The organism is Aureimonas frigidaquae, assembly GCF_001463905.1.
Taxonomy (GTDB): domain Bacteria; phylum Pseudomonadota; class Alphaproteobacteria; order Rhizobiales; family Rhizobiaceae; genus Aureimonas; species Aureimonas frigidaquae.
The window spans coordinates 1-22,008 of sequence record NZ_BBWR01000020.1; the positions used below are offsets into that span (position 1 = coordinate 1).

The window sequence follows — 22,008 nt, forward strand, 5'->3', positions numbered from 1 at the left end:
GCGGCGGAGTGATCCGCCGCCCGCCGCGCCCTACTCAGCCGCCGAAGATGTTCTGCAGGAAGCCGGCCTGCTTGTAGCGGCCGACCGCCTTCTCGACATAGACGCCATCGCGCCCCGCGCCGCCGGGGCCGATCACCACGACCTTCGTGCCGGGCGCCACATTCTCGTAAAGATGGGTGACATCCTCGTTCATCATGCGGATGCAGCCGGACGACATGTTCTGTCCGATCGTCCAGGGCTGATTCGTGCCATGGATGCGGAACATCGAATCCTTGCCGCCCCGATACAGATAGAGGGCCCGTGCCCCGAGCGGATTGTCGGGACCGCCTGCCATATAGGCCGGCAGGATGCGCCCCTTGGCGCGCTCGCGCTCGCGCATACGCGCCGGCGGCGTCCAACCCGGCCACTCGGCCTTGCGGCCGACGCGCATCGACCCGCCCCAGGAGAAGCCGTCCTTGCCGACGCCGACGCCGTAGCGGGTCGCCTTGCCGTCCGGCTCCACGTGGTAGAGGAACTTGCGGTCCGTATCGATGATGATCGTCCCCGGCTTCTCCTGCGTGGAGATCAGCACCGGTGTCCGCTGGAAACGGCTGTCGGGCTTGGGCATGGCGCGCGTCGTGCGCGCGCCTTCGTTCCAGCGCTGCTCATTATGATCGTAATAGCGTGTGGTCTGCGCAGACGCCGGAAGGCTTGCGCTCAGAGCGACAAGCGAAACGAGCACGGCGCCAGCCAGTCGAATGCGGATCATCCTTCAGTCCCCCTCGTCGGGGGCGACGCCCCCGTTCCTGCGGGAGTTTACGCGCACTACTCACTTATAGTTGCGTTTACGACGGCGTGCGCACGGAGAAATGGCGGAGCCTGTTGCATTCCTGCGACATCGCCCGCGGCGGCTTTCAATCCTTGACCACAGGCTCCGGCAAGGGGCCGCCGCGCCCGTCATCGTAGGAACCCACGGGATGGCTTTGCCCCGAGCGATCGACGACGCCGATGGGAACGCCTCTCTGCTGGATGACGGTACGGCCGGTATAGGCCGGCACAAGCCGGGGCCGACTGTAGCCCGGAAACACCCCGCTCCCGGGCGACAGTTGCAGCACTCGCTGCGCCACCACCTCTGGCGGCAGCAAGACGGGGGCCCGGTCGCGCGCATGAGCGGGCGCCACCATAGAGGTCAGGCACAGGCAGATGGGGATGGCGCTTCGTTTCATGCTGCGAAGGTGCCGGAAAAGGGTTAACGGCGCTGTAAGGCCGAATGACATTGCAGTCACGATTGACATATGTCGGATATGCGGTGACAAATGTCATTCACCGGAAGTGGCCCGATCCGCGTGACCTTGGGCCATGTCCCAGGGCTCGATGGGACCGGGCCCCGCAATGGAAGGGAGGGACGATGCAGAGATTTGTCAACGATCCGGACGATATCGTGGACGAAACCGTCCGCGGCTTCATCAAGGCGCATGGCGACCTGGTGCGGCTTCATCCGAACAATGATCGCGTCGTCGTGGCCCATGGCGTGCCGGCGCGCGGGCGTGTCGGCATCGTGACAGGTGGGGGGTCCGGGCATGAGCCGGCCTTTCTCGGCTATGTCGGACGCGGCATGGTGGATGCGGTGGCGGTGGGTGAACTCTTTTCGTCCCCGACCGCGAAGGCGTTCCTGGAAGCGGTCCGCGTGGCCGATGGCGGCGCCGGCGTCTGCGTCCTCTACGGCAATTATGCCGGCGACAATATGAACGTGAAGATGGCGCAGCGCATGGCCGCCAAGGAAGGGATCGAGGTCCTGACCGTCGTCGCCAACGACGATGTTTGCTCAGCCCCGCCATCCGAACGCGCCAAGCGCCGCGGGGTTGCCGGCGAAATCCTGATGTGGAAGGTCGGGGGTGCCAAGGCCGCCCTCGGCGCCAGCGCCATCGAGGTGCGTGACACCGCCCAGAAGGCCATCGACGCAACACGTTCGGTCGGCATCGGGCTCGGCCCCTGCACCCTGCCGGCCAATTCCGGGCCGAACTTCACCATCGAACCCGGCACGATGGAGGTCGGCATCGGCCATCACGGGGAGCCGGGGACGGAGGTCGTTGCGCTGGAGACTGCCGACCGCGTGGCAGACCGCATGTTCGACATCGTCTTTTCCGATCACGACCTGTCGTCCGGCGACCGGGTCTGCGTGCTCCTTTCGGGCCTGGGCGCGACGCCGGTGAACGAACTCTACGTCCTGTATGACCGGGTCGAGCGGCGTCTGGCCGAGGCCGGCGTTGCGGTGCACCGCGCCTTCGTGGGCAACTACTTCACCTCGCTCGAAATGGTCGGCGCCACCCTGACCGTCATGAAGCTCGACGACGAGCTCGCCGCGCTGATCGATGCCGATGCGCAATCGCCCGGCCTGAGCGTCCGGGCCACGGGAGGCCAGTAATGTCGCAATTGCAGAACCGGGGCGGCGGCGCGATCGTCCGAGAGATCGCCGACGTCATCGTTGCCAACCGTACCCATCTGTCCGAGATCGACGGCCGCATCGGCGATGGCGATCACGGCAACAACATGGCCAAGGGCTTTTCCCGCGCACGCGAGCGCATCGCCGACGACGACACGCTGGCAAGCGCCATGCATGTCCTGGCCGATGTCCTGATGGGAGAGATCGGCGGCTCCATGGGCCCGCTTTACGGCATGTTCTTCGACGATATGGCGAGCGCCGTGGACGGGCTGGACAGGATCGACAAGGCCGCCTTCGCCGCCATGCTCGCTGCCGGGCAGGATGGCGTGATGGCGATCGGCGAAGCGCAGGTCGGCGACAAGACGCTTCTCGACGCGCTGGTGCCGGGCGTGACCGCCTTCACGGCCGATCAGGGAGATTTCGCCTCCGCGCTGGACGCCATGTCGGCGGCCGCGGAAGCGGGCCGCGATGCGACGACGGACATGGTCTCGCGGATCGGCCGCTCGAGCCGGCTTGGCGAGCGCTCGCGCGGAACGCCCGATGCCGGGGCGACATCCTGCGCGCTGATCCTTGTCACCCTGGCGGCCGGGGCCAGGAAGCGGCTGGCCTGAAGCCGTCAGCGCACGGCGCGGCGCGCATCGCGCGCCAGGACGGGCAGGAGGGGGCGGGCTGAAGCAAGGCTCGTCCCCGCTTTCAGGCGCGGGTCGTAGAGCATGGTCAGCATGATCCTGTCATAGCGCGTCAGGACGCTGATCCGGGAGCGATCGTTGAAGACGCTCTGCGGCGCGTCGGGATTGTCGTCCAGCGGCCCGAGGCCTTGCAGAACCTCTTCGATCAGGCAGCGGTCGAACAGGCTTTCGCCCGCATCGGACACGATGATGGCGTCTGACCGCGCGATGCCCCGGCGCGAATACTGCGCCCGCACGATGCATTGGCCCGGTACGCGCATGAAGGGGCTCTTATACACCCACCGCCCCATGCGCTGGTAATCGGCCGCATCGACGACATGGACGGTGAAGTTCGCGCGTTCCCCGGGCCGCGCCATGGCGATGTCGAGCCTGGGGATCTCCAGGCCGATATGCGCCACGAAGCGCGCCACCGCTGCCGTTCGATCCCGCGCGGCCGTGTTGTCGACGACCACCCGGACGGGGCGCTCGAACTTCTTGACGAAGCTCGGATCGCTGAACCGGCCTGCGATCTCGGCATTGAAGACGATCCGCTCGAAGCCCCGGATGAGTTCCGCATCGTCCGGCAGGTCCGCGGCGACGCCCGGTCCGGCCAGCGCCAGGAGCAGCATCCAGACGCGGGCAATCGGTGCAAGCCGAACCATGGGGCCTCCTCCGCCAAAGGCGGTACGCGCTGCAGAGGCCATGCTTGTGCGCGAAGGCGCGAGCCCGCGCAATCGGTGCGGGAGATTGCCCCCATCTTGGCGCGGCGGCGTTGCGCAAATGCCATCGAACACACCCGTGAGATATCTCAACAGAATGCCGCGCATGGGTTAGGCTCGCCGCATGAGCGCAGAATCGACGCAATGTGCCGACGGTATCGTCCTTGGGCCGGATGGCAGGCCCCGCTGCTTCTGGCAGGCCGGAACGCCCGACTACCAGACCTATCATGATACGGAGTGGGGGCGCCCCGTCTCGGACGACCGGGCGCTCTATGAGAAGCTGTGCCTGGAAGGGTTCCAGGCAGGCTTGTCCTGGATCACGATCCTGCGCAAACGCCCGGCCTTCCGGGAACTCTTCGAGGGGTTCGATGTCGAGCGCGTGGCGCGGCTGACAGAGGGTGACGCGGAGCGCATCGCCGCCGATGCGCGGATCATCCGCCACCGGGGCAAGGTGGATGCGGCCATTGTCAATGCGCGGGCGGTGATCCGCCTGCGGGACGAGACGGGGTCCTCGCTCGCAGCCTTCCTGTGGGCCTTCGAGCCGCCGGCGGCCGAGCGTCCCGTTCAGATGACGCTGGCCTGGCTGCGGCAGAACACCGTCATTCCCCAGTCGGCCGCCATGTCGAAGGCCCTGCGCAAGCGCGGCTTCAACTTCGTCGGGCCGACGACCTGCTACGCCTTCATGCAGTCCATGGGTTTCGTGAACGACCATGTGGAGGGCTGCATCTGCCGCCAGCCCTGCGAGGCGGAACGCGCGGCCTTCGTGCGGCCGCGCTGACCTCCGAAAAGGCCGGCCCGTCCGGGGTTTTCCCATGGACGGGCGCGTGCTTGCGGAGGGGGGAGCGATCCTTTAGACCCTGCCGCAGAACTTCCGTGACGATATACAGGCCCAAAGGTCTCAAGACCCATGTCCCCCAAGCAGAACCGGGTGAAGGCGCGCCAGCCGCGTGGCTTCGTCGATCGCACCGCCGCCGAGTTGCGCGCCCAGGACGATATGCTGGCGACCATCCGCAACGTCTATGAGCGCTTCGGTTTCGAGCCCGTCGAGACGCCCTTCTTCGAATATACGGATGCGCTCGGCAAGTTCCTGCCGGACAGCGACCGTCCGAATGAAGGGGTCTTTTCGCTGCAGGACGACGACGAGGAATGGCTGTCGCTGCGCTACGACCTGACGGCGCCGCTTGCCCGCTATGTGGCCGAGAATTTCGAAGACCTGCCCAAGCCCTACCGCAGCTACCGCGCGGGCTATGTCTTCCGCAACGAGAAGGCCGGTCCCGGCCGCTTCCGCCAGTTCATGCAGTTCGACGCCGACATCGTGGGCGCGCCGTCCGTTTCGGCGGATGCGGAAATGGCGATGATGATGTCCGACACGATGGAAGCGCTCGGGATACCGCGCGGCCAGTATGTGGTGCGCGTCAACAATCGCAAGGTCCTGGACGGCATCCTGGATGCCATCGGCCTGTCCGGGGATGGCAGCCGCCGGCTGACGGTTCTGCGGGCGCTCGACAAGTTCGACAAGTTCGGCGCCGAGGGCGTGCGCCTGCTGCTCGGCCCCGGCCGGCGTGACGATGGCGGCGGCAAGGGTGACTTCACCAAGGGTGCGGAGCTGCCGCAGGATGCCATCGACCGGGTCCTGTCGATCTTCGGCTTCGCCGATGCCGGGGGCGCTGCGCGGATCGAGGGCGTGCGCGCCGCCTTCGGCGGCGATGCGCGCGTGGCCGAGGGGCTCGACGAGCTGGAGACCATCCGCGCGCTCGCCGCTGCCGCCGGCTACGGCGACGACCGGGTGCTGATCGATCCGTCCGTGGTGCGCGGTCTCGAATATTATACCGGCCCCGTCTTCGAAGCCGAACTCCTGTTCGATGTCGTGAACGAGAAGGGCCAGAAGGTGCAGTTCGGCTCGGTCGGCGGCGGCGGCCGCTATGACGGGCTTGTGGCGCGCTTCATGAGCCAGCCCGTCCCGGCCACCGGTTTTTCCATCGGCGTGTCGCGCCTCATGACGGCGCTGCGCAATCTCGGCCGGCTCGATACGGCCGAGCGGCCCGGCCCGATCGTCGTGACGGTGATGGACCGCGACCGCATGGCCGATTACCAGCGCCTGGCCGCCGAGCTGCGGGCCGGGCTGAACGGGCCCGGCCAGCCGGTCGTGGCGGTCGAGGTGTTCCAGGGCAATCCCAAGCAGTTCGGCAAGCAGCTTCAATATGCCGACCGGCGGGGTTCGCCGCTCGCCATCATCCAGGGCGCCGACGAGAAGGCCGCCGGGGTGGTGCAGGTGAAGGATCTGGAAGAGGGCAAGCGCCTGTCGGCGCAGATCGAGGACAACGCCACCTGGCGCGCGGCCCGTCCCGCGCAGGTCAGCGTCGCCGAACAGGATCTCGTCGCCCGGGTGCGCCAGATGCTGGCCGACCATGCGGCCGACCGTGCCATGCGGCGGAACGGCTGAGCCATGGCGGATCGGCAAGCCGAAGGGCTGCGGTGGGTGGAGGACGGGCTCGGCCGGTTCTTCGCCAGCGTCGGCGCCGGCATGGTGGACGTTCCCATCCTCCAGCCGTCGGACCCCTATCTGGACACGGCCGGCGAGGCGCTGCGCCGCCGCATCTTCCTGACCAAGGGAGAGGACGGGCGCGGCCTGTGCCTGCGCCCGGATTTCACCATCCCCGTCTGCCTGTCGCACATCGCAGCGGGAGCGGGCCTGCCGCGCCGCTATGCCTATTGCGGCACGATCTTCCGCCAGAACGCGTCCGGCCCGTCCGAATATCCGCAGGCCGGCATCGAGGATCTGGGCGATGGCGACCGCGCGCACGCGGATGGGCGCACCATTGCCGATGCCATTGCCGCGATCAGCGCCTGCGGCATCGACGCCCGGCGGCTCGACACCGTGGTCGGGGACCAGGCCCTGTTCGAGGCCTTCCTCAAATCGCTCGGTCTGCCATCCGGCTGGCAGCGGCGGCTGATCCGCACCTTCGGGCAGGATGCCGGGCTGCGGCAGGCACTGGAAGCGCTGGCCACCGGGGGCGGCCGCGTGTCGCTCGACAATCTGGCGGCCGAACTCTACGAACTCGCCGTCGCGGGCGATCTTGCCACCCTCGTGGACGAAATCCGCGACCGGATGGAGGAGGGCGGGCTGCCCATGCATCGGGGCCGCACGCCGCAGGAGATCGCCGAACGGCTGATGGAGAAGGTGGCCGTCGCCGAGACGCGGCTCGACCGCACGGTGCTGGAGCGCCTGCGCGCCTTTCTGTCGATCGACTGCACGCTGGATCGCAGCGTAGACGCACTCGACCTCCTGTGCCGCGAAAGCGGGACCGATCTCGGCGGATCGCTGGCCGCCTTCCGGGCGCGCAACGCCGCCCTTTCGGCTGCCGGGGTCGATCTGTCGGGCTTGCGCTACCGGGCGGCCTTCGGCCGGGCGCTCGACTATTATACGGGCATGGTCTTTGAGATATCCGCTCCGGGGCTGGACGGGCCGCTGGCCGGCGGCGGCCGGTATGACCGGCTGGTGTCCTATCTCGGCGCTGCGGAAACGATACCGGCCGTGGGCTTTGCGCTCTGGCCGCAGCGCATGGCGCTGACGCTGGAGGAGGGCGCCCGATGAGCGTCACGCTGGCCATACCCTCCAAGGGGCGGCTCAAGGATCAGACCATCGAGGCGCTGGCGGAACGCCGCATCTTCGTGCGGCCGGACGAGGATTCGCGATCCTACCGCACGCGGGTCGATGGCTGCGACGGGCTGGACGTGCTGCTCCTCTCCGCCTCCGAGATCGCCCGGGAGCTGCGCGGCGGCTCCATCCACCTCGGCGTCACGGGCGAGGACCTGTTGCGGGAAACCCTGCCGGATTTCGACGGGCGCCTTGCCATCCTGTCGCGGCTCGGCTTCGGCCATGCCGATGTGGTCGTGGCGGTGCCGGACAGCTGGGTCGATGTCGCCACGATGGAGGATCTGAGCGATGTTGCCGGCAGCTTCCGCGCCGCGCATGGGCACCGCATGCGGATCGCCACCAAATACTGGCGGCTGACGCAAAGCTTCTTCACGCGCAGCCACGGCATCCAGACCTACCGCATCGTCGAAAGCCTCGGCGCGACGGAGGGGGCGCCGGCGGCCGGATCGGCCGATATCATCGTCGACATCACCTCCACCGGCTCCACCTTGACTGCCAACCGCCTGCGCGTCCTGTCCGACGGGCTGATCCTGTCGTCGCAGGCCTGCCTGGCGCAATCGCTGACAGCCCGGACTGGTCCGGCGGAAGATGCGACGCTCGCCGATATCGCCGCCAGATTCACGGTGGCGGGCTGACGCTCGTTCAGCGCCGCCCCGCCACCCGTTCCGTCAGATGCGGTTGGTCGGCGCCCGGTCGACGGCCGGCGGGTAGGCCCCGAAGCTCGCCAGATAGAGGAAGCCACCGGCGAGCGCGAAGTTCTTGAGGATCGCCGACATATCGCCCCAGTGGCCGATGAAGGCCGTCACGACGCAGAAGCCGGCCAGCAGAAAGGCTGCAAGCCGCGTCTTGAAGCCCAGAATGACCATCAATCCGAAGACGAGCTCGAACAGACCCACCAGATAGGCCATGGCCAGAGGCGCAGGGACGCCGAGGCTGCCGAGATAGCCGGCAAAGCCGGCCGCGCCCATCAGCTTGCCGAAGCCGGCGGGAACGAAGAGCAGGCCAAGCAGGATGCGGCCAATCAGAAGTACGGTCGTGTTCATGCCAATCCCCCGATTTTCAGTTCGACGTTGCGAACTCACGGGAGCGTGACCGACTTGCCGGGCCGCGTAAAGGGGCTCCGCGGGGCCATGGAAGAAGGGGGCCTGCGCGGCCCCCCTCTGAGCTGATGCGACGGGCTTACTCGCCCGGCCGGGTCATGGCGCGGGGATCGACGATGCGATCATATTCCTCATGCGTGACGAAGCCGGAGGCGATCGCCTCGTCGCGCAGGGTGGTGCCCTTCTTGTGGGCCGTCTTGGCGATGGTCGCCGCATTGTCGTAGCCGATGGTCGGGGCCAGCGCCGTGACCAGCATCAGGCTCTGTTCCATCAGGGAGCGGATCCGCTCCTCATTGGCCTTGATGCCCTCCACGCAATGTTCGCGGAAGGAATCCATTCCGTCCGCCAGGAGGCGGATGGAGGACAGGACGGCATTGGCAATGACCGGCTTGAAGACGTTCAGCTCGAAATGGCCCTGGCTCGCCCCCACGGTGACCGTGGTCTCGTGCCCGAAGACTTCCGCGGCCACCATGGTCAGCGCCTCGGCCTGGGTCGGGTTGACCTTGCCCGGCATGATCGAGGAACCGGGCTCGTTTTCGGGCAGGGACAACTCGCCCAGACCCGAACGCGGGCCCGAGCCCAGGAAACGGATATCGTTGGCGATCTTGAACAGGTCCGTCGCCAGTGCGTTCAAGGCGCCATGGAAGAAGGCCAGCGCCCCGTGCGAGGCGAGGGCCTCGAACTTGTTCTGCGCGGTGCGGAAGGGCGCACCGGTCAGGGAGGCGATCTCCTCGGCGAACTTGACGTCGAAGCCGACCGGCGAATTGAGGCCGGTGCCGACCGCCGTTCCACCCTGCGCCAGGGCGTAGACGCCGTCCAGCGCCGCATCGATGCGGCGGCGCGAAAGGGTCAGCGCGGCAGCATAGCCGGAAAATTCCTGGCCGAGCGTCACGGGCGTCGCATCCTGCGTGTGGGTGCGGCCGATCTTGATGATATGGGCGAACTCCTGCGCCTTGGCGTCCAGGGCCGCTTCCAGCGCGCCGAGGGCCGGGATCAGCCGCTGGCCCGTTTCCAGCACGGTGGCGATGTGCATGGCGGTCGGGAAGACGTCGTTGGACGATTGGCCCATATTCACGTGGTCGTTGGGGTGGACCGGCTTCTTGGAGCCGAGCTCCCCGCCGAGCATCTCGATGGCCCGGTTGGAAATGACCTCGTTGACGTTCATGTTCGTCTGGGTGCCGGAGCCGGTCTGATAGACGACCAGCGGGAAGTGATCGTCGAGCTTGCCGGAGATCACCTCGTCGGCCGCCGTCTCGATGGCGTCGGCCAGCGCCTGGTCCAGCTTGCCCAGCCGGGCGTTGACGCGCGCGGCGGCCTTCTTGGCCAAGGCGAGCGCGTGGATGAGCGGCAATGGCTGACGATCGGTGCCGATCTTGAAGTTCATCAGCGAGCGTTCCGTCTGGGCGCCCCAGTAACGGTCCGTCGCCACCTCGATGGCGCCGATGGAATCGGTCTCGCGTCGCGTGTTCGTCATTCCCTATGGCTCCCGAAGAATCTTGGATGTCCGGGAATGGGGTATGCGCCATCGGGGCGGGCTAGTCGAGTTGCCGCAGTGTGCCGGGCGGCCTTAAAATCGGTTCAGGCCGGCATGGGACGAAAAAAAGGGCCGCCCTGCGAGCGCAGGGCGACCCTTCGATAACCGGATTGCAGGCTGGCTTCAGCGGCCGACCTGGTCCTTCACGGCATCCTTGACCTTGCCGTAGTTCTTCTGCGTCTTGCCTTCGGCCTGATCGGCGAGACCTTCCGCCTGGAGGCGATCGTTGCCGACGGCCTTGCCGGCGGCTTCCTTGATCTTGCCGCCGATTTCCTTGGCGCCACCCTTGATCTCGTTCTTGTCGACCATGTCGTGTCACTCCTGAATTAATCCGGCACGGCGCCGGTTTCGGGACTTACAACGGGAGGGCGCGAGTTTCGTTCCCGGGAAAGGATTACAAGTCCGTCATCTCCGCCAGCGGCCTTGCGAAGGGGCGTACCAACGAAAAAGGGGCCCGGAAAACCGGACCCCTTCCTCTGTCTTGAGCGAGGCGTTGGACTTAGAAGTCCATGCCGCCCATGCCGCCGCCCGGCATCGCCGGCATGGCCGGCTTGTCCTTGGGCAGTTCGGCGACCAGCGCCTCGGTGGTGACCAGGAGGCCGGCCACGGAAGCCGCATCCTGCAGGGCCGTGCGGACGACCTTGGTCGGGTCGATGATGCCGGCCTGGACCAGGTCGACATAGGTCTCGGAGTAGGCGTCGAAGCCGTAGGCTCCGTCCTGCGCGAGCACGTTGTTCACGACGACCGAACCTTCGACGCCGGCGTTCTCGGCGATCTGGCGTGCCGGAGCCTCGAGCGCGCGGAGCACGATCTTGATGCCGGCCTGGATGTCCGGATTGTCGTTGGTCAGCTGCTCGACCGCCTTCTTGGCGCGCAGGAGAGCCGTGCCGCCACCGGGGACGATGCCTTCCTCGACCGCGGCGCGGGTCGCATTGAGCGCGTCGTCGACGCGGTCCTTGCGCTCCTTCACCTCGACTTCGGTCGAACCGCCGACGCGGATCACCGCAACGCCACCGGCCAGCTTGGCCAGGCGCTCCTGGAGCTTCTCACGGTCGTAGTCCGAGGTGGTCTCCTCGATCTGCGCCTTGATCTGCGCAACGCGGCCCTGGATCTCGTCCTTGGTGCCGGCGCCGTCGACGATCGTGGTGTTCTCCTTGGTGATCTGGACCTTCTCGGCGGTGCCGAGCATGTCGAGCGTCACGTTCTCGAGCTTGATGCCGAGATCCTCGGAGATGACCTGGCCGCCCGTCAGGATGGCGATGTCCTCGAGCATGGCCTTGCGGCGATCACCGAAGCCCGGAGCCTTGACGGCAGCGATCTTGAGGCCGCCGCGCAGCTTGTTGACGACGAGCGTGGCGAGCGCCTCGCCCTCGACGTCCTCGGCCACGATCAGCAGCGGACGGGAGGACTGAACGACAGCTTCCAGAACCGGCAGCATGGCCTGCAGGTTGGAGAGCTTCTTCTCGTGGATGAGGATGTACGGCTTGTCGAGATCGGCCACCATCTTTTCGGCATTGGTGACGAAGTAGGGCGACAGGTAGCCGCGATCGAACTGCATGCCCTCGACGGTCTCGAGTTCGAACTCGAGCGCCTTGGACTCTTCGACGGTGATGACGCCCTCGTTGCCGACCTTCTGCATCGCCTCGGCAATCTTCTCGCCGACGATCTTGTCGCCATTGGCGGAAATCGTGCCGACCTGCGCGACTTCGGCGGAGGTGGAGATCTTCTTGGAACGAGCCTTCAGGTCCGCAATGGCCGCTTCGACCGCCAGGTCGATGCCGCGCTTCAGATCCATCGGGTTGATGCCGGCGGCCACGGCCTTGGCACCTTCCTTGACGATGGCCTGGGTCAGGACCGTCGCCGTCGTCGTGCCGTCGCCCGCCTTGTCGTTCGTCTTGGAGGCGACTTCACGCACGAGCTGGGCGCCGAGATTCTCGAACTTGTCCTCGAGCTCGATTTCCTTGGCGACCGAGACGCCGTCCTTCGTGATGCGCGGAGCGCCGAAGGACTTCTCGATCACGACGTTGCGGCCCTTGGGGCCAAGCGTGACCTTGACCGCATTGGCCAGGATGTCGACGCCGCGCAGAAGCTTTTCGCGCGCGTCGCTGGAGAATTTTACTTCTTTGGCTGCCATTTGTCTTGTCTCCCCGGCGTTCCACCATCGGGCCACGCCGTATAAGCTTTAAAGGGAAGCGTGTTTAGCGCGAATTCAGCCGACGATCCCGAGGATGTCGGATTCCTTCATGATGAGCAGGTCTTCGCCGCCGATCTTGATCTCAGTGCCGGACCACTTGCCGAACAGCACGCGATCACCGGCCTTGACGTCCAGCGCAACGACCTTGCCGGACTCGTCGCGGGCACCCGCGCCGACGGCGACGATTTCGCCTTCCTGGGGCTTTTCCTTGGCCGAGTCGGGGATGATGATGCCACCGGCGGTCTTGTTCTCGGACTCCACGCGGCGCACGACGACTCGGTCATGCAGGGGACGGAAGTTCACGTTAGCCATATCGTCGAACCTTCACTTGTAGGGCGGGCCGAAACCCGTTCGGCATTCCGGCCCGGATGGATTGGCACTCACCAGGGGGGAGTGCTAACGGCTCCGAGATAGGTGCGAGGGCCTCGATCTGTCAAGAACGCCTAATGAGCGGATACGAAGTTTTTTGCAGCTTTTCGCCCCTCGACGAGAGGGCGGACGGCCTCCGCACCGTTCCTTATGGTTGACGCCCGGCCGCCCGGAACGTAGGCCATCGCCGTCGCCGGTGGCAGGAGAAATGGACAGGGCATGAACCGCATGAGCACGACACCGCAGAGAATCGCAAGCTTGGCGCAGGTCGTGGGCGGCTACGATGTCGTCTTCTGCGATGTCTGGGGTGTCGTCCACAATGGCGAGGTGAAGAGCCCGCAGGCGGAATCGGCGCTGACGGCGGCACGGCAGGCCGGCGCCCGCGTCGTGCTCCTGACCAATTCGCCCCGCCCGGGCGAAGGGGTTCGCGCGCAGCTCGACGCGCTCACCTTCTCGCGCGATGCCTATGACGTCATCGTCACCTCCGGAGACGCGACCCGCGCGCTGATCGGGGAGGGGGTGCCCGAAATCTTCCATCTGGGCGCCGAGCGCGATCTCGACATCTATTCCGGCCTCGGCGTCAGCCTCGTGCCCGAGGAGGCCGCCCGCCGCATCGTGGCGACGGGCCTGTTCCGGGACGAGGAAGAGACGCCGGCCGATTACCACGACATGCTGTCGCGCTTCGCCGCCCGCGGGCTGGAAATGGTCTGCGCCAACCCGGACGTCGTCGTGCACCGGGGCAACCGCCTGATCTATTGTGCCGGGGCGCTGGCCGCCGAATATGAGCGGATGGGCGGCACGGTGCTCTTTGCCGGCAAGCCGCACCGCCCGATCTACGAGGTCGCGGCGCGCGCTTCGGAACTGGCGGGCGGGCGCGTCCTGTGCATCGGCGACGGGCTGAACACCGACATTCGCGGGGCCAACGCCTATGGGGCGGATGTGCTGCTGGTCGAGCACGGCATCCATGCCGAGGAACTCGCGCCGTTTGCGCAGGACATGGATGCCATGGCCGGGGAGTTGGCGCGCCGGCGCCTGTCGGCCACCTATGTGATCGGCACGCTTTCGTGAGCCTGAACGGGCCCCTGCGCTGCGAGACCGCGCGTGACCTGCCGCCCGCCTTGCGGGGCGGGGTGGTCGCCATCGGCAATTTCGACGGGGTCCATCGCGGTCATCAGGCGGTGATCGGCCACGCCCGGGACATCGCCACGCGCGAGGGACGGCCGCTCGTCTGCCTGACCTTCGAGCCGCATCCGCGCACAGTCTTCCGGCCGGACCAGCCGGTGGCGCGCCTGACGCCGGCGCCGATCAAGGCGCAGCTCCTCGGGGCGCTCGGCTGCGACGCCGTGGTGGAGCAGAATTTCACCCGCAGCTTCGCGGCGGCCTCGGCCGACAGTTTCGTGACAGACAGCCTCGTCGATGCGCTGGGCGCGGCGCATGTCGTCGTGGGGTACGACTTCCATTACGGCACGAGGCGGTCCGGTACGGCACAGACGCTGCGGGATGCGGGCGCCGCGCACGGTTTCGGCGTGAGCGTGGTGGACGCCTTCGACGACGAGGGCGGGGCGCTGGTTTCCTCCAGCCGCATCCGCTCCGATATCGAAGCCGGCGACATGGCCGGGGCCAACGCGCTGCTGGGCTATCGCTTCATGGTGGCGGGTGAGATCGTCCATGGCCGCAAGCTCGGCCGCACGCTCGGCTATCCGACGGCCAACATGACGCTCCCGGACGATACGATCCTGATGCACGGCATCTATGCCGTCGCCCTGCGGCGTCCCGGCGGCGGGGCACCGCTGCCGGGGGTGGCGAGCTTCGGCCGGCGGCCGACCTTCGACGACGGCGCGCCGCTCTTCGAAACCTTCCTGTTCGATTTTTCGGACCAGCTCTATGGCGAGCATGTCAGCGTCTCGATCTTCGCCCGGCTGCGGGGCGAGTTGCAGTTCGACGGGGTGGAGGCACTCGTCCGGCAGATGGACCAGGACAGCCTCGAGGCGCGGGCCGTCTTGGATGCGGCCACGCCCCTGTCGCCGCTCGATGCGCTCATGTCATTCGGCGGCGGGAACTGAATTTCGCTTTATCGTCCCTGCGTCATGGACTAGACAGGCGCCTATGCGGCCCTTTCGACCTGCCACTCTGCGCATCAGGCGAATTACCGGCCCGGCCTCGTGACCCCGCTGAACCGTTCGGGTGTCCGGAGCCGGGATGAGCAGCCCTGCGCGAGAACCCGCGCATAACTTGACCCCGCGTGCCGCCCCGCACATGCCGCCGCCGGTGCGCTTCGACGAAAAGCCGAACGATGACGCAAGACGCATTCGATTATTCCAGCACCCTCTACCTGCCGCGGACCGACTTTCCGATGCGCGCCGGCCTGCCGGAGGCCGAGCCGCGCTGGATCGAACGCTGGGAGGGGATGGACCTCTACGGCACGCTGCGGCAGGAATCGGCCGGCCGGCCGAAATACGTCCTGCATGATGGTCCGCCCTATGCCAACGGCAACCTCCATATCGGGCATGCGCTGAACAAGATCCTGAAGGATGTGGTGACACGTTCCTTCCAGATGCGCGGCTATGATGCCAATTACGTGCCGGGCTGGGACTGCCACGGCCTGCCCATCGAATGGAAGATCGAGGAGCAGTACCGCGCCAAGGGGCGGAACAAGGACGAGGTGCCGATCAACGAGTTCCGCCAGGAATGCCGGGACTTCGCGACGCATTGGGTGGGCGTCCAGTCGGCCGAGTTCCGGCGGCTGGGCGTGGAGGGCGATTTCGCCAACCCCTACCTCACCATGGCCTTCGGCGCCGAGTCGGTGATCGCTGGCGAACTCCTCAAATTCGCCATGAGCGGCCAGCTCTACCGCGGCTCGAAGCCGGTCATGTGGTCGGTCGTGGAGCGCACGGCGCTGGCGGAGGCCGAGGTCGAGTATCACGACCACGAGTCCGACACGATCTGGGCGCGCTTCCCGCTCCGTGCGGACGGGGACCTTGCGGGGGCCGCCGTCGTCATCTGGACGACGACACCCTGGACCATCCCCGGCAACCGGGCGATCACCTACAATCCCTCCGTCTCCTACGGGCTCTACGAGGTGACGGCCGAGGACGACGCTGCAGCGCCCCGCTGGGCCGCCAAGGGCCACCGCTACGTGCTGGCGGATGCGCTCGCGGCCGAGGTCATGGCGAAGGGCCGGGTGCCGGAGGGCGGCTATACCCGGCTGCGCGGCCTTGCCGCCGAAGAGCTTGCCGGGCTTCTGGCCGATCATCCGCTGCGCGGCTGGCACCCGGAGGGTGCAGCCACCGGCGCGGGCGAGCCGTATTCTTTCCCAGTGCCGCTCCTCACCGGCGCGCATGTGACCGACGATGCGGGTACGGGCTTCGTCCACACCGCGCCCGGCCACGGCACGGAGGATTTCGAGGGCTTCATGGATGCGCGGCGCGCTCTGGAGGCGCGCGGCATCGATACGACCATTCCCTTCACCGTCGATGACGAGGGCTTCTACACGCGCGACGCGCCGGGCTTCGGCCCCGATGCCCCGGCAGGCGCGGCCCGCGTCCTGGACGACAAGGGACGCAAGGGTGATGCCAACCAGCGCGTCATCGACGCGCTCGTCGCGCAGGGGACGCTCGTGGCGCGCGGCCGGCTGAAGCATTCCTACCCGCATTCCTGGCGGTCCAAGAAGCCGGTCATCTACCGCAACACGCCGCAATGGTTCGTCCATATGGACAAGGATCTGGGCGGCGCCGGCGATACGCTCCGCGACCGGGCGCTGCGCGCCATCGACGACACGCGCTTCGTGCCGGCGACCGGCCAGAACCGGCTGCGCGGCATGATCGCCGACCGTCCGGACTGGGTCCTGTCGCGCCAGCGCGCCTGGGGCGTGCCGATCTGCGTCTTCGTGGACGAGGCCGGCACCATCCTGAAGGATGAAGAGGTGAACGCCCGCATCCTCGACGCCTTCCGGCAGGAGGGCGCCGACGCCTGGTTCGCCGAGGGCGCCAAGGAACGCTTCCTCGGCAACGGGCACGATGCCACGCGCTGGACGATGGTGCGCGACATTCTGGACGTGTGGTTCGACAGCGGCTGCACCCACGCCTTCTGCCTCGAGCAGCGGCCCGACCTGAAGTGGCCGGCGGACCTGTACCTGGAAGGCTCGGACCAGCATCGCGGCTGGTTCCACTCCTCGCTCCTGGAAAGCTGCGGCACGCGCGGCCGGGCGCCTTACGACGCCGTGCTGACCCACGGCTTCGTCATGGACGAGGACGGGCGGAAAATGTCCAAGTCGCTCGGCAACATCGTCACCCCGCAGGAGGTGATCCGCCAGTCGGGCGCCGATATCCTGCGGCTGTGGGTCGTCTCCTCGGACTATTCGGAGGATCTGCGGCTCGGCAAGACGATCCTGCAGACCAATGTGGATGCCTATCGCAAGCTGCGCAACACGGTGCGCTGGATGCTCGGCACCTTGGCGCACGATACGGGCCAAACCCTTCCCTTGAGCGAGATGCCGGAGCTGGAGCGGCTTATGCTGCACCGCCTGAGCGAGCTCGACACGCTCATCAACCGCGCCTACGACGCCTTTGACTTCAAGCGGATCAGCCGCGCGCTCCTGGACTTTGCCGTGGTGGAGCTGTCGGCTTTCTACTTCGATATCCGCAAGGACGCGCTCTATTGCGACGCGCCCTCGTCCTTGCGCCGCCGTGCGTCCCTGCAGGTGGTGCGGGAGATCTTCGACCGGCTCGTCACCTGGACGGCGCCGCTCCTGCCCTTCACCATGGAGGAAGCCTGGCTGGAGCGGTACCCGGAGGCGCGTTCGGTGCATCTGGAATCGTTCCGGCCCGTTCCGGCGGACTGGCGCGACGAGGCGCTGGCCGAGCGCTGGCGCGGGCTGCGGCGCGTGCGGCGCGTCGTGACGGGCGCGCTGGAGGCGGAGCGCCGCGACAAGCGGATCGGCTCCTCGCTGGAGGCGGCGCCCATCGTCCATATCGAGGATGCGGCCCTGGCGGAGATGGTCGGCTCGGTCGACTTCGCCGAGATCGCCATCACCAGCGGCTTGAGCGTGACGCGGGATCCGGCACCGGCCGATGCGTTCCGGCTGGCGGACACGCCCGGCATCGCCGTCGTCAACCGCATGGCGGAAGGGCGCAAATGCGCCCGCTCCTGGAAGATCTCACCGGAGGTGGGCTCCGATCCGGAGTTTCCCGATGTGACCCCGCGGGATGCGCAGGCCCTGCGCGAGCTGCGTGAGGCGGGGGTGACGGTCGGCTGACCGTGACCCTTTGATTGTGGCCGGCGGTTCTGTAATTTCGCCGGAATTGCGTGTAAGGAGGCCTTTCGCTGTCGAAGGGTCGTCAACGAGGATCGGACGTTCATGAGCATGACAATCGCAAGCCGCGCCACCCGTCTGGCCATGCTCGGTGCCTGCGGGTTCGCGCTCGCCGGCTGTGTCGGCCCGACCTACGGCACGGGCGCGACCCAGGGAGAGCAGTTGCTGAGCGATCTCGACAATCTCGTCTCCTTGGGCAGCACGACCAAGAAGGCCGATATCGCCTACCAGCCCCGCCCGGACCTCGTGAAGCCGAACGATCTGACGCGTCTGCCGCCCCCGCGTGAGGCGACCTCCGCCGCCAACGATCCGAACTGGCCCGTTTCCCCGGAGGTCCAGCGTGCCCGCCGCCTGGCCGCCGCGCAATCCACCGCCGGCGACGGCGCCCTGCCGGCCGATTACCGCACGGGCGTGCAGCCGCCGGCCGGCGGCAATACGCGCCTGGGCGACAGTGGGAGCTGGGTCGACCCGCGCGATCTGAGCCGCCAGGGACGCCAGGCCAAGACGGTGCAAGCCACCCAATACGGCACGCCCGATCAGCGGCGCTACCTGTCGGAGCCGCCTACGGCCTACCGCCAGCCTGCAGCCTCCGCCCCGGTCGGCGACCAGGGTGTGGACGAAGAGGTCAAGCAGCGGCGCGCCGGTGGCACCAAGACGCTCGGCTCGCGCATTCGGGATGCGCTGCCCTTCTGATGCGTCAGCCGCCGCGGCGGTCCGCAAAGAAGCGCGTCAGGAGCGCGGCGCTCGCCTGTTCGGCGATGCCGCTATAGACCTCCGGCGCATGGTGGCAGGTCGGCTGGGCGTAGAAGCGCGCGCCGTGTTCCACGCCGCCGCCTTTCAGATCGGCGGCGCCGAAGTAGAGCCGCCGGATCCGGGCAAAGGAAATGGCCGCCGCGCACATGGCGCATGGCTCCAGCGTCACATACAGATCCGCGCCCGTCAGCCGTTCCTGGCCGAGGGCGGCACAGGCGCGGCGGATGGCCAGGATTTCCGCATGCGCCGTCGGATCGTTCAGGCTTCGCGTTTCGTTGCCGGCCCGCGCCAGGATGACGCCATCCAGCACGATGACGGCGCCGACGGGAACCTCACCGCGGGCCGCCGCCAGTTCCGCCTCGGCCAGGGCGGCTGCCATGAATTCGGATCCCTTCACGCGGTTCCCTCTCGTTTGCGCGGCCTGGACCTGATAGTGCATTTTCAACCTTTGTGGGAAGCTCGGTCCGCCTGCCGGACCGCTTTCCGGATGCCAGATGGAATTGAACCAGCATGAGTGACGAAGAAGGCCGCGACGGCAAGCGGCGCGGCGGTGAACGTCGGCCCGGATCGAATGGCGGTGCGCGCGGCGGCCGTGATGGCGGCGCTGGCCGCGACGGCGGCGATGCCAAGCGCGGCAAGCCCTTCAAGCCGCGGGCGGAAGGCACGGGCGGCGAGGGCAAGGACGCGCGGCGCTCCGGCCCCTTCAAGCCCCGCGCCCCTGGCGGCGACGGCCCGGCCACCCGCGAGGGCAAGCGCGAGGGCAAGCCGGATGGCTTCAAGCCGCGCAGCTTCGGCATGCGCTCCCATGCCGGGCGCGATGCCGATGGCGCGCCCAAGAAGCCCCGTTCCTACGGCCGCATCACGCCCGGCGAGGGCGATGCCGATGGCACACGTCCGCGTCCGCGCAGTTTTTCGGACCGACCGGGCGGCCGCTCGGAGGGTGGGCGCGATCGCCCGGGAGGACGTTCGGAGGGCGGGCGGGATCGCCCGACCCGCGGCGAGGGCACCGAGCGCGCGGCGCCCCGCCGCTCCGGCCCGCGTGACGGCGAGGGGAATGCCGATGGTGCGCGTCCGCGTGCGCGCAGTTTTTCGGACCGACCGGGCGGACGTTCGGAAGGCGGGCGCGATCGCCCGGGAGGACGTTCAGAGGGCGGGCGGGATCGCCCGGCCCGTGGCGAGGGCACGGAGCGCGCCGCACCGCGCCGCCCCGCGCCCGAGACAGAGACGATGCGCATCGCCAAGCGCCTGGCACGGGCGGGCATCGCCTCGCGCCGGGATGCCGAGGGCATGATCGCCGATGGGCGGGTCCGCCTGAACGGGCAGGTCCTGCAAAGCCCGGCCATCGACGTGGCCGCCGCCGATGTGATCGAGGTGGATGGCGTGCCGCTGCCGCCCATCGAGCGCACCCGCCTCTGGCTGTTCCACAAGCCGGCGGGCCTGGTGACCACCAACCGCGATCCGGAGGGACGGGCCACCGTCTTCGACCGGCTGCCGGAAGACATGCCGCGTGTCCTGACCGTCGGGCGGCTGGATATCAATACGGAAGGCCTGCTCCTCCTGACCAATGACGGAGGGCTGGCACGGACGCTGGAACTGCCTGCCACCGGCTGGCTGCGCCGCTACCGCGTGCGCGCCCATGGCGAGGTGAAGCAGGAAGACCTCGACGCGCTGCGTCAGGGCATCGCCATCGACGGTGTGTTCTACGGTGCCATCGAGGCCACGCTCGACCGCTCCCAAGGCTCGAATGTCTGGCTGACGGTCGGCCTGCGCGAAGGCAAGAACCGCGAGGTGAAGCGTATTCTCGGCCATCTCGGCCTGGACGTGAACCGCCTGATCCGCCTGTCCTTCGGCCCCTTCCAGCTCGGTGAACTGGCCGAGGGCGCGGTGATGGAGGTCAAGGGCCGCACCCTGCGCGACCAGCTCGGCGAGCGCCTGATCGAAGAGGCGGGCGCCAATTTCGATGCGCCGATCGTCAACCCCTTCTCCAACAAGCCTGTGCGCAGCGAGCGCAAGCCCGACGAGTCGTCCCGCGCCGCGCCGCGTGAGGAATGGATCCGGTCGGAGGGCGAGCGCGTGCGCCCCAATCGCAAGCGCGCCGACGCCGCCCATCGTGAAGAGACGCTGTCGCGGCTCGACACGTCACGCCCGGGCACCCGCGCAGGCGGGCGCTTCGCCGACAGGCAGGGCCGTGACGACAAGCGTGGCTTCGGCGACAGGCCGAGCCGCGAAGGCAGACCCAGCCGCGAAGACAGGCCGGGCCGCGACGACCGGCCGGCCGGCCGGCGCGAAGGGCGCGACGATGAACGGCGCGCGCCCGCGCGTGCCGGCGGCAAAGGGTTCGAACGGTCCGACGACAAGCCCGAGCGCAAGGCGCCGCGCCCCGGCGCCGGCGCACCGCGCCGCGCGGCCAATGTCTGGATGGCGCCCGGCGCACGTGCGGGCGGTCCGCGCAAGCGTTCGGAAAAGGATGGTGAGGGCGGCGAGCGCGGATATGGCCCGCGCTCCGACAGCCCACGCTCCGAGGGCCCCCGCAAGGACGGGTTCCGCAAGGATGGGCCCCGAAAGGATGGACCACGAGGGGCGGGGCCGTCCCGGCCGCGACCGGACGGCGACAAGCCCCGCTCGGGCCCCCGCTCGGGCCCCCGCGGCCCGCGCAGCCCACGGGGCTGACGGCGCGCCATGTTGCGCATCGTCGCAGGGGAGTTTCGCGGCCGCGCGCTGGCGGGGCCGAAGACGGACACGATCCGCCCGACATCGGAGCGGCATCGCGGCAGCCTGTTCGACATACTCGACCACGGGATCGGCTTCGATCTGTCGGATGGCCGCGTTCTCGACCTGTTTTCCGGCACCGGCGCGCTCGGGCTCGAGGCACTTTCGCGCGGGGCGCGCTACTGCCTCTTCGTGGAGGAGGGTGTCGAAGGCCGGGGGCTGCTGCGCACCAATATCGAGGCGCTGGGGCTGACCGGCCGGACCCGCGTCTTCCGGCGCGATGCCACGCGTCTCGGCCCCGCCGGCACGGTCGAGCCCTTCGACATCGTCTTCGCCGACCCGCCCTATGGCCGGCGCCTGGGAGAGGCGGCGCTGGCCGCGGCCCGTGACGGTGGCTGGCTGAAGCCCGGCGCATTGGCGGTGCTGGAGGAGGGGCGCGGCGCGCCCTTCGATGAAGTGGCCGGCTTTCGCACGGTCGACGAGCGGGACATGGGCGCTAGCGTCCTGCGCTTTCTGCGCCTGGAGGACTGACGATACCGCCTGACGGGAGGGCCAGCCTGACAAGACGGCC

21 protein-coding genes are annotated in these 22,008 nt (G+C 68.1%); 12 read left to right on the forward strand and 9 right to left on the reverse strand.

Annotated features, from left to right (window positions below; genetic code table 11):
* Window positions 1-34: 34 nt before the first annotated feature.
* On the reverse strand, window positions 35-748 hold the full coding sequence (locus AUL30_RS18720; protein ID WP_062229432.1) for a L,D-transpeptidase: 714 nt from the start codon (window positions 746-748) through the stop codon (window positions 35-37).
* 145 nt (window positions 749-893) lie between these two features.
* Window positions 894-1,205: a hypothetical protein gene (locus AUL30_RS18725; protein ID WP_157070319.1), complete on the reverse strand. Its 312-nt coding sequence runs from the start codon at window positions 1,203-1,205 to the stop codon at window positions 894-896.
* Window positions 1,206-1,387: 182 nt separating this feature from the next.
* Here AUL30_RS18725 and AUL30_RS18730 point away from each other — a divergent pair, with 182 nt between their 5' ends.
* Both AUL30_RS18730 and dhaL read left to right on the forward strand, forming a co-directional pair.
* The gene (locus AUL30_RS18730; protein WP_062229434.1) at window positions 1,388-2,404 is read left to right on the forward strand and encodes a dihydroxyacetone kinase subunit DhaK; all 1,017 of its coding nucleotides are present in this window, start codon (window positions 1,388-1,390) and stop codon (window positions 2,402-2,404) included.
* Window positions 2,404-3,033 (forward strand): dihydroxyacetone kinase subunit DhaL, encoded by a 630-nt coding sequence (dhaL, locus tag AUL30_RS18735; RefSeq protein WP_062229435.1) that lies wholly within the window; start codon window positions 2,404-2,406, stop codon window positions 3,031-3,033. Before AUL30_RS18730 ends, dhaL begins: the two co-directional genes overlap by 1 nt.
* 5 nt (window positions 3,034-3,038) lie before the next feature.
* On the opposite strand, the gene AUL30_RS18740 is transcribed toward dhaL, so the two are convergent.
* Window positions 3,039-3,752 carry a DUF2927 domain-containing protein gene (locus AUL30_RS18740; protein WP_062229436.1) on the reverse strand — a complete coding sequence of 238 codons (714 nt, stop codon included), beginning with the start codon at window positions 3,750-3,752 and terminating at the stop codon, window positions 3,039-3,041.
* A 181-nt stretch (window positions 3,753-3,933) separates the two neighbouring features.
* On the opposite strand from AUL30_RS18740, the gene AUL30_RS18745 reads away from it, so the two are divergent.
* From AUL30_RS18745 to hisG, 4 genes are all read left to right on the forward strand, one after another.
* The gene (locus AUL30_RS18745) at window positions 3,934-4,587 is read left to right on the forward strand and encodes a DNA-3-methyladenine glycosylase I (RefSeq protein WP_062229437.1); all 654 of its coding nucleotides are present in this window, start codon (window positions 3,934-3,936) and stop codon (window positions 4,585-4,587) included.
* 129 nt (window positions 4,588-4,716) lie between these two features.
* Window positions 4,717-6,252 carry a histidine--tRNA ligase gene (gene hisS, locus AUL30_RS18750; RefSeq protein WP_062229438.1) on the forward strand — a complete coding sequence of 512 codons (1,536 nt, stop codon included), beginning with the start codon at window positions 4,717-4,719 and terminating at the stop codon, window positions 6,250-6,252.
* Window positions 6,253-6,255: 3 nt separating this feature from the next.
* A complete protein-coding gene (locus AUL30_RS18755; protein WP_062229439.1) occupies window positions 6,256-7,404 on the forward strand; it encodes an ATP phosphoribosyltransferase regulatory subunit in 1,149 nt (382 codons plus the stop codon).
* A complete protein-coding gene (gene hisG / locus AUL30_RS18760) occupies window positions 7,401-8,102 on the forward strand; it encodes an ATP phosphoribosyltransferase (RefSeq protein ID WP_062229440.1) in 702 nt (233 codons plus the stop codon). The genes AUL30_RS18755 and hisG overlap by 4 nt, the downstream gene beginning before the upstream one ends.
* A 33-nt stretch (window positions 8,103-8,135) precedes the next feature.
* On the opposite strand, the gene AUL30_RS18765 is transcribed toward hisG, so the two are convergent.
* The 5 genes from AUL30_RS18765 to groES all read right to left on the reverse strand — a co-directional run bounded on the left by AUL30_RS18765 (window position 8,136) and on the right by groES (window position 12,607).
* The gene (locus tag AUL30_RS18765) at window positions 8,136-8,510 is read right to left on the reverse strand and encodes a DoxX family protein (RefSeq protein WP_062229441.1); all 375 of its coding nucleotides are present in this window, start codon (window positions 8,508-8,510) and stop codon (window positions 8,136-8,138) included.
* 136 nt (window positions 8,511-8,646) lie between these two features.
* Complete coding sequence (gene fumC, locus AUL30_RS18770; protein WP_062229442.1) at window positions 8,647-10,041, reverse strand: class II fumarate hydratase; 1,395 nt, start codon at window positions 10,039-10,041, stop codon at window positions 8,647-8,649.
* A 183-nt stretch (window positions 10,042-10,224) separates the two neighbouring features.
* Window positions 10,225-10,410 (reverse strand): CsbD family protein, encoded by a 186-nt coding sequence (locus AUL30_RS18775; RefSeq protein ID WP_062229443.1) that lies wholly within the window; start codon window positions 10,408-10,410, stop codon window positions 10,225-10,227.
* A 190-nt stretch (window positions 10,411-10,600) separates the two neighbouring features.
* Window positions 10,601-12,235 (reverse strand): chaperonin GroEL, encoded by a 1,635-nt coding sequence (gene groL / locus AUL30_RS18780; RefSeq protein ID WP_062229444.1) that lies wholly within the window; start codon window positions 12,233-12,235, stop codon window positions 10,601-10,603.
* Window positions 12,236-12,310: 75 nt separating this feature from the next.
* On the reverse strand, window positions 12,311-12,607 hold the full coding sequence (gene groES / locus AUL30_RS18785; protein WP_062229445.1) for a co-chaperone GroES: 297 nt from the start codon (window positions 12,605-12,607) through the stop codon (window positions 12,311-12,313).
* Window positions 12,608-12,892: 285 nt separating this feature from the next.
* Here groES and AUL30_RS18790 point away from each other — a divergent pair, with 285 nt between their 5' ends.
* The 4 genes from AUL30_RS18790 (at window position 12,893) to AUL30_RS18805 (ending at window position 18,668) form a co-directional block, all read left to right on the forward strand.
* Window positions 12,893-13,732, forward strand: a complete 840-nt coding sequence (locus tag AUL30_RS18790; protein ID WP_062229484.1) for a TIGR01459 family HAD-type hydrolase — start codon at window positions 12,893-12,895, stop codon at window positions 13,730-13,732.
* Complete coding sequence (locus AUL30_RS18795; protein ID WP_244490901.1) at window positions 13,729-14,727, forward strand: bifunctional riboflavin kinase/FAD synthetase; 999 nt, start codon at window positions 13,729-13,731, stop codon at window positions 14,725-14,727. Before AUL30_RS18790 ends, AUL30_RS18795 begins: the two co-directional genes overlap by 4 nt.
* Window positions 14,728-14,957: 230 nt before the next feature.
* The gene (gene ileS / locus AUL30_RS18800; RefSeq protein WP_062229446.1) at window positions 14,958-17,918 is read left to right on the forward strand and encodes an isoleucine--tRNA ligase; all 2,961 of its coding nucleotides are present in this window, start codon (window positions 14,958-14,960) and stop codon (window positions 17,916-17,918) included.
* A 102-nt stretch (window positions 17,919-18,020) separates the two neighbouring features.
* On the forward strand, window positions 18,021-18,668 hold the full coding sequence (locus tag AUL30_RS18805) for a hypothetical protein (RefSeq protein WP_062229447.1): 648 nt from the start codon (window positions 18,021-18,023) through the stop codon (window positions 18,666-18,668).
* Between the two features lie 4 nt (window positions 18,669-18,672).
* Here the strand turns inward: AUL30_RS18805 and AUL30_RS18810 are convergent, their stop codons facing one another.
* Window positions 18,673-19,107, reverse strand: coding sequence for a nucleoside deaminase (locus AUL30_RS18810; protein ID WP_083508084.1), 435 nt, complete (start codon window positions 19,105-19,107; stop codon window positions 18,673-18,675).
* A gap of 131 nt (window positions 19,108-19,238) precedes the next feature.
* Here AUL30_RS18810 and AUL30_RS18815 point away from each other — a divergent pair, with 131 nt between their 5' ends.
* Both AUL30_RS18815 and rsmD read left to right on the forward strand, forming a co-directional pair.
* Window positions 19,239-21,398 (forward strand): pseudouridine synthase, encoded by a 2,160-nt coding sequence (locus tag AUL30_RS18815; RefSeq protein WP_083508081.1) that lies wholly within the window; start codon window positions 19,239-19,241, stop codon window positions 21,396-21,398.
* A 12-nt stretch (window positions 21,399-21,410) separates the two neighbouring features.
* The gene (gene rsmD / locus AUL30_RS18820; protein ID WP_062229486.1) at window positions 21,411-21,968 is read left to right on the forward strand and encodes a 16S rRNA (guanine(966)-N(2))-methyltransferase RsmD; all 558 of its coding nucleotides are present in this window, start codon (window positions 21,411-21,413) and stop codon (window positions 21,966-21,968) included.
* Window positions 21,969-22,008 lie beyond the last annotated feature (40 nt).

Bases quoted from the DNA above. Each gene is read 5' to 3' on its own strand.
- AUL30_RS18720 (WP_062229432.1), bottom strand. From the start codon at position 748: ATGATCCGCATTCGACTGGCTGGCGCCGTGCTCGTTTCGCTTGTCGCT.
- AUL30_RS18725 (WP_157070319.1), bottom strand. From the start codon at position 1,205: ATGAAACGAAGCGCCATCCCCATCTGCCTGTGCCTGACCTCTATGGTG.
- AUL30_RS18730 (WP_062229434.1), top strand. From the start codon at position 1,388: ATGCAGAGATTTGTCAACGATCCGGACGATATCGTGGACGAAACCGTC.
- dhaL (WP_062229435.1), top strand. From the start codon at position 2,404: ATGTCGCAATTGCAGAACCGGGGCGGCGGCGCGATCGTCCGAGAGATC.
- AUL30_RS18740 (WP_062229436.1), bottom strand. From the start codon at position 3,752: ATGGTTCGGCTTGCACCGATTGCCCGCGTCTGGATGCTGCTCCTGGCG.
- AUL30_RS18745 (WP_062229437.1), top strand. From the start codon at position 3,934: ATGAGCGCAGAATCGACGCAATGTGCCGACGGTATCGTCCTTGGGCCG.
- hisS (WP_062229438.1), top strand. From the start codon at position 4,717: ATGTCCCCCAAGCAGAACCGGGTGAAGGCGCGCCAGCCGCGTGGCTTC.
- AUL30_RS18755 (WP_062229439.1), top strand. From the start codon at position 6,256: ATGGCGGATCGGCAAGCCGAAGGGCTGCGGTGGGTGGAGGACGGGCTC.
- hisG (WP_062229440.1), top strand. From the start codon at position 7,401: ATGAGCGTCACGCTGGCCATACCCTCCAAGGGGCGGCTCAAGGATCAG.
- AUL30_RS18765 (WP_062229441.1), bottom strand. From the start codon at position 8,510: ATGAACACGACCGTACTTCTGATTGGCCGCATCCTGCTTGGCCTGCTC.
- fumC (WP_062229442.1), bottom strand. From the start codon at position 10,041: ATGACGAACACGCGACGCGAGACCGATTCCATCGGCGCCATCGAGGTG.
- AUL30_RS18775 (WP_062229443.1), bottom strand. From the start codon at position 10,410: ATGGTCGACAAGAACGAGATCAAGGGTGGCGCCAAGGAAATCGGCGGC.
- groL (WP_062229444.1), bottom strand. From the start codon at position 12,235: ATGGCAGCCAAAGAAGTAAAATTCTCCAGCGACGCGCGCGAAAAGCTT.
- groES (WP_062229445.1), bottom strand. From the start codon at position 12,607: ATGGCTAACGTGAACTTCCGTCCCCTGCATGACCGAGTCGTCGTGCGC.
- AUL30_RS18790 (WP_062229484.1), top strand. From the start codon at position 12,893: ATGAGCACGACACCGCAGAGAATCGCAAGCTTGGCGCAGGTCGTGGGC.
- ileS (WP_062229446.1), top strand. From the start codon at position 14,958: ATGACGCAAGACGCATTCGATTATTCCAGCACCCTCTACCTGCCGCGG.
- AUL30_RS18805 (WP_062229447.1), top strand. From the start codon at position 18,021: ATGAGCATGACAATCGCAAGCCGCGCCACCCGTCTGGCCATGCTCGGT.
- AUL30_RS18810 (WP_083508084.1), bottom strand. From the start codon at position 19,107: ATGGCAGCCGCCCTGGCCGAGGCGGAACTGGCGGCGGCCCGCGGTGAG.
- AUL30_RS18815 (WP_083508081.1), top strand. From the start codon at position 19,239: ATGAGTGACGAAGAAGGCCGCGACGGCAAGCGGCGCGGCGGTGAACGT.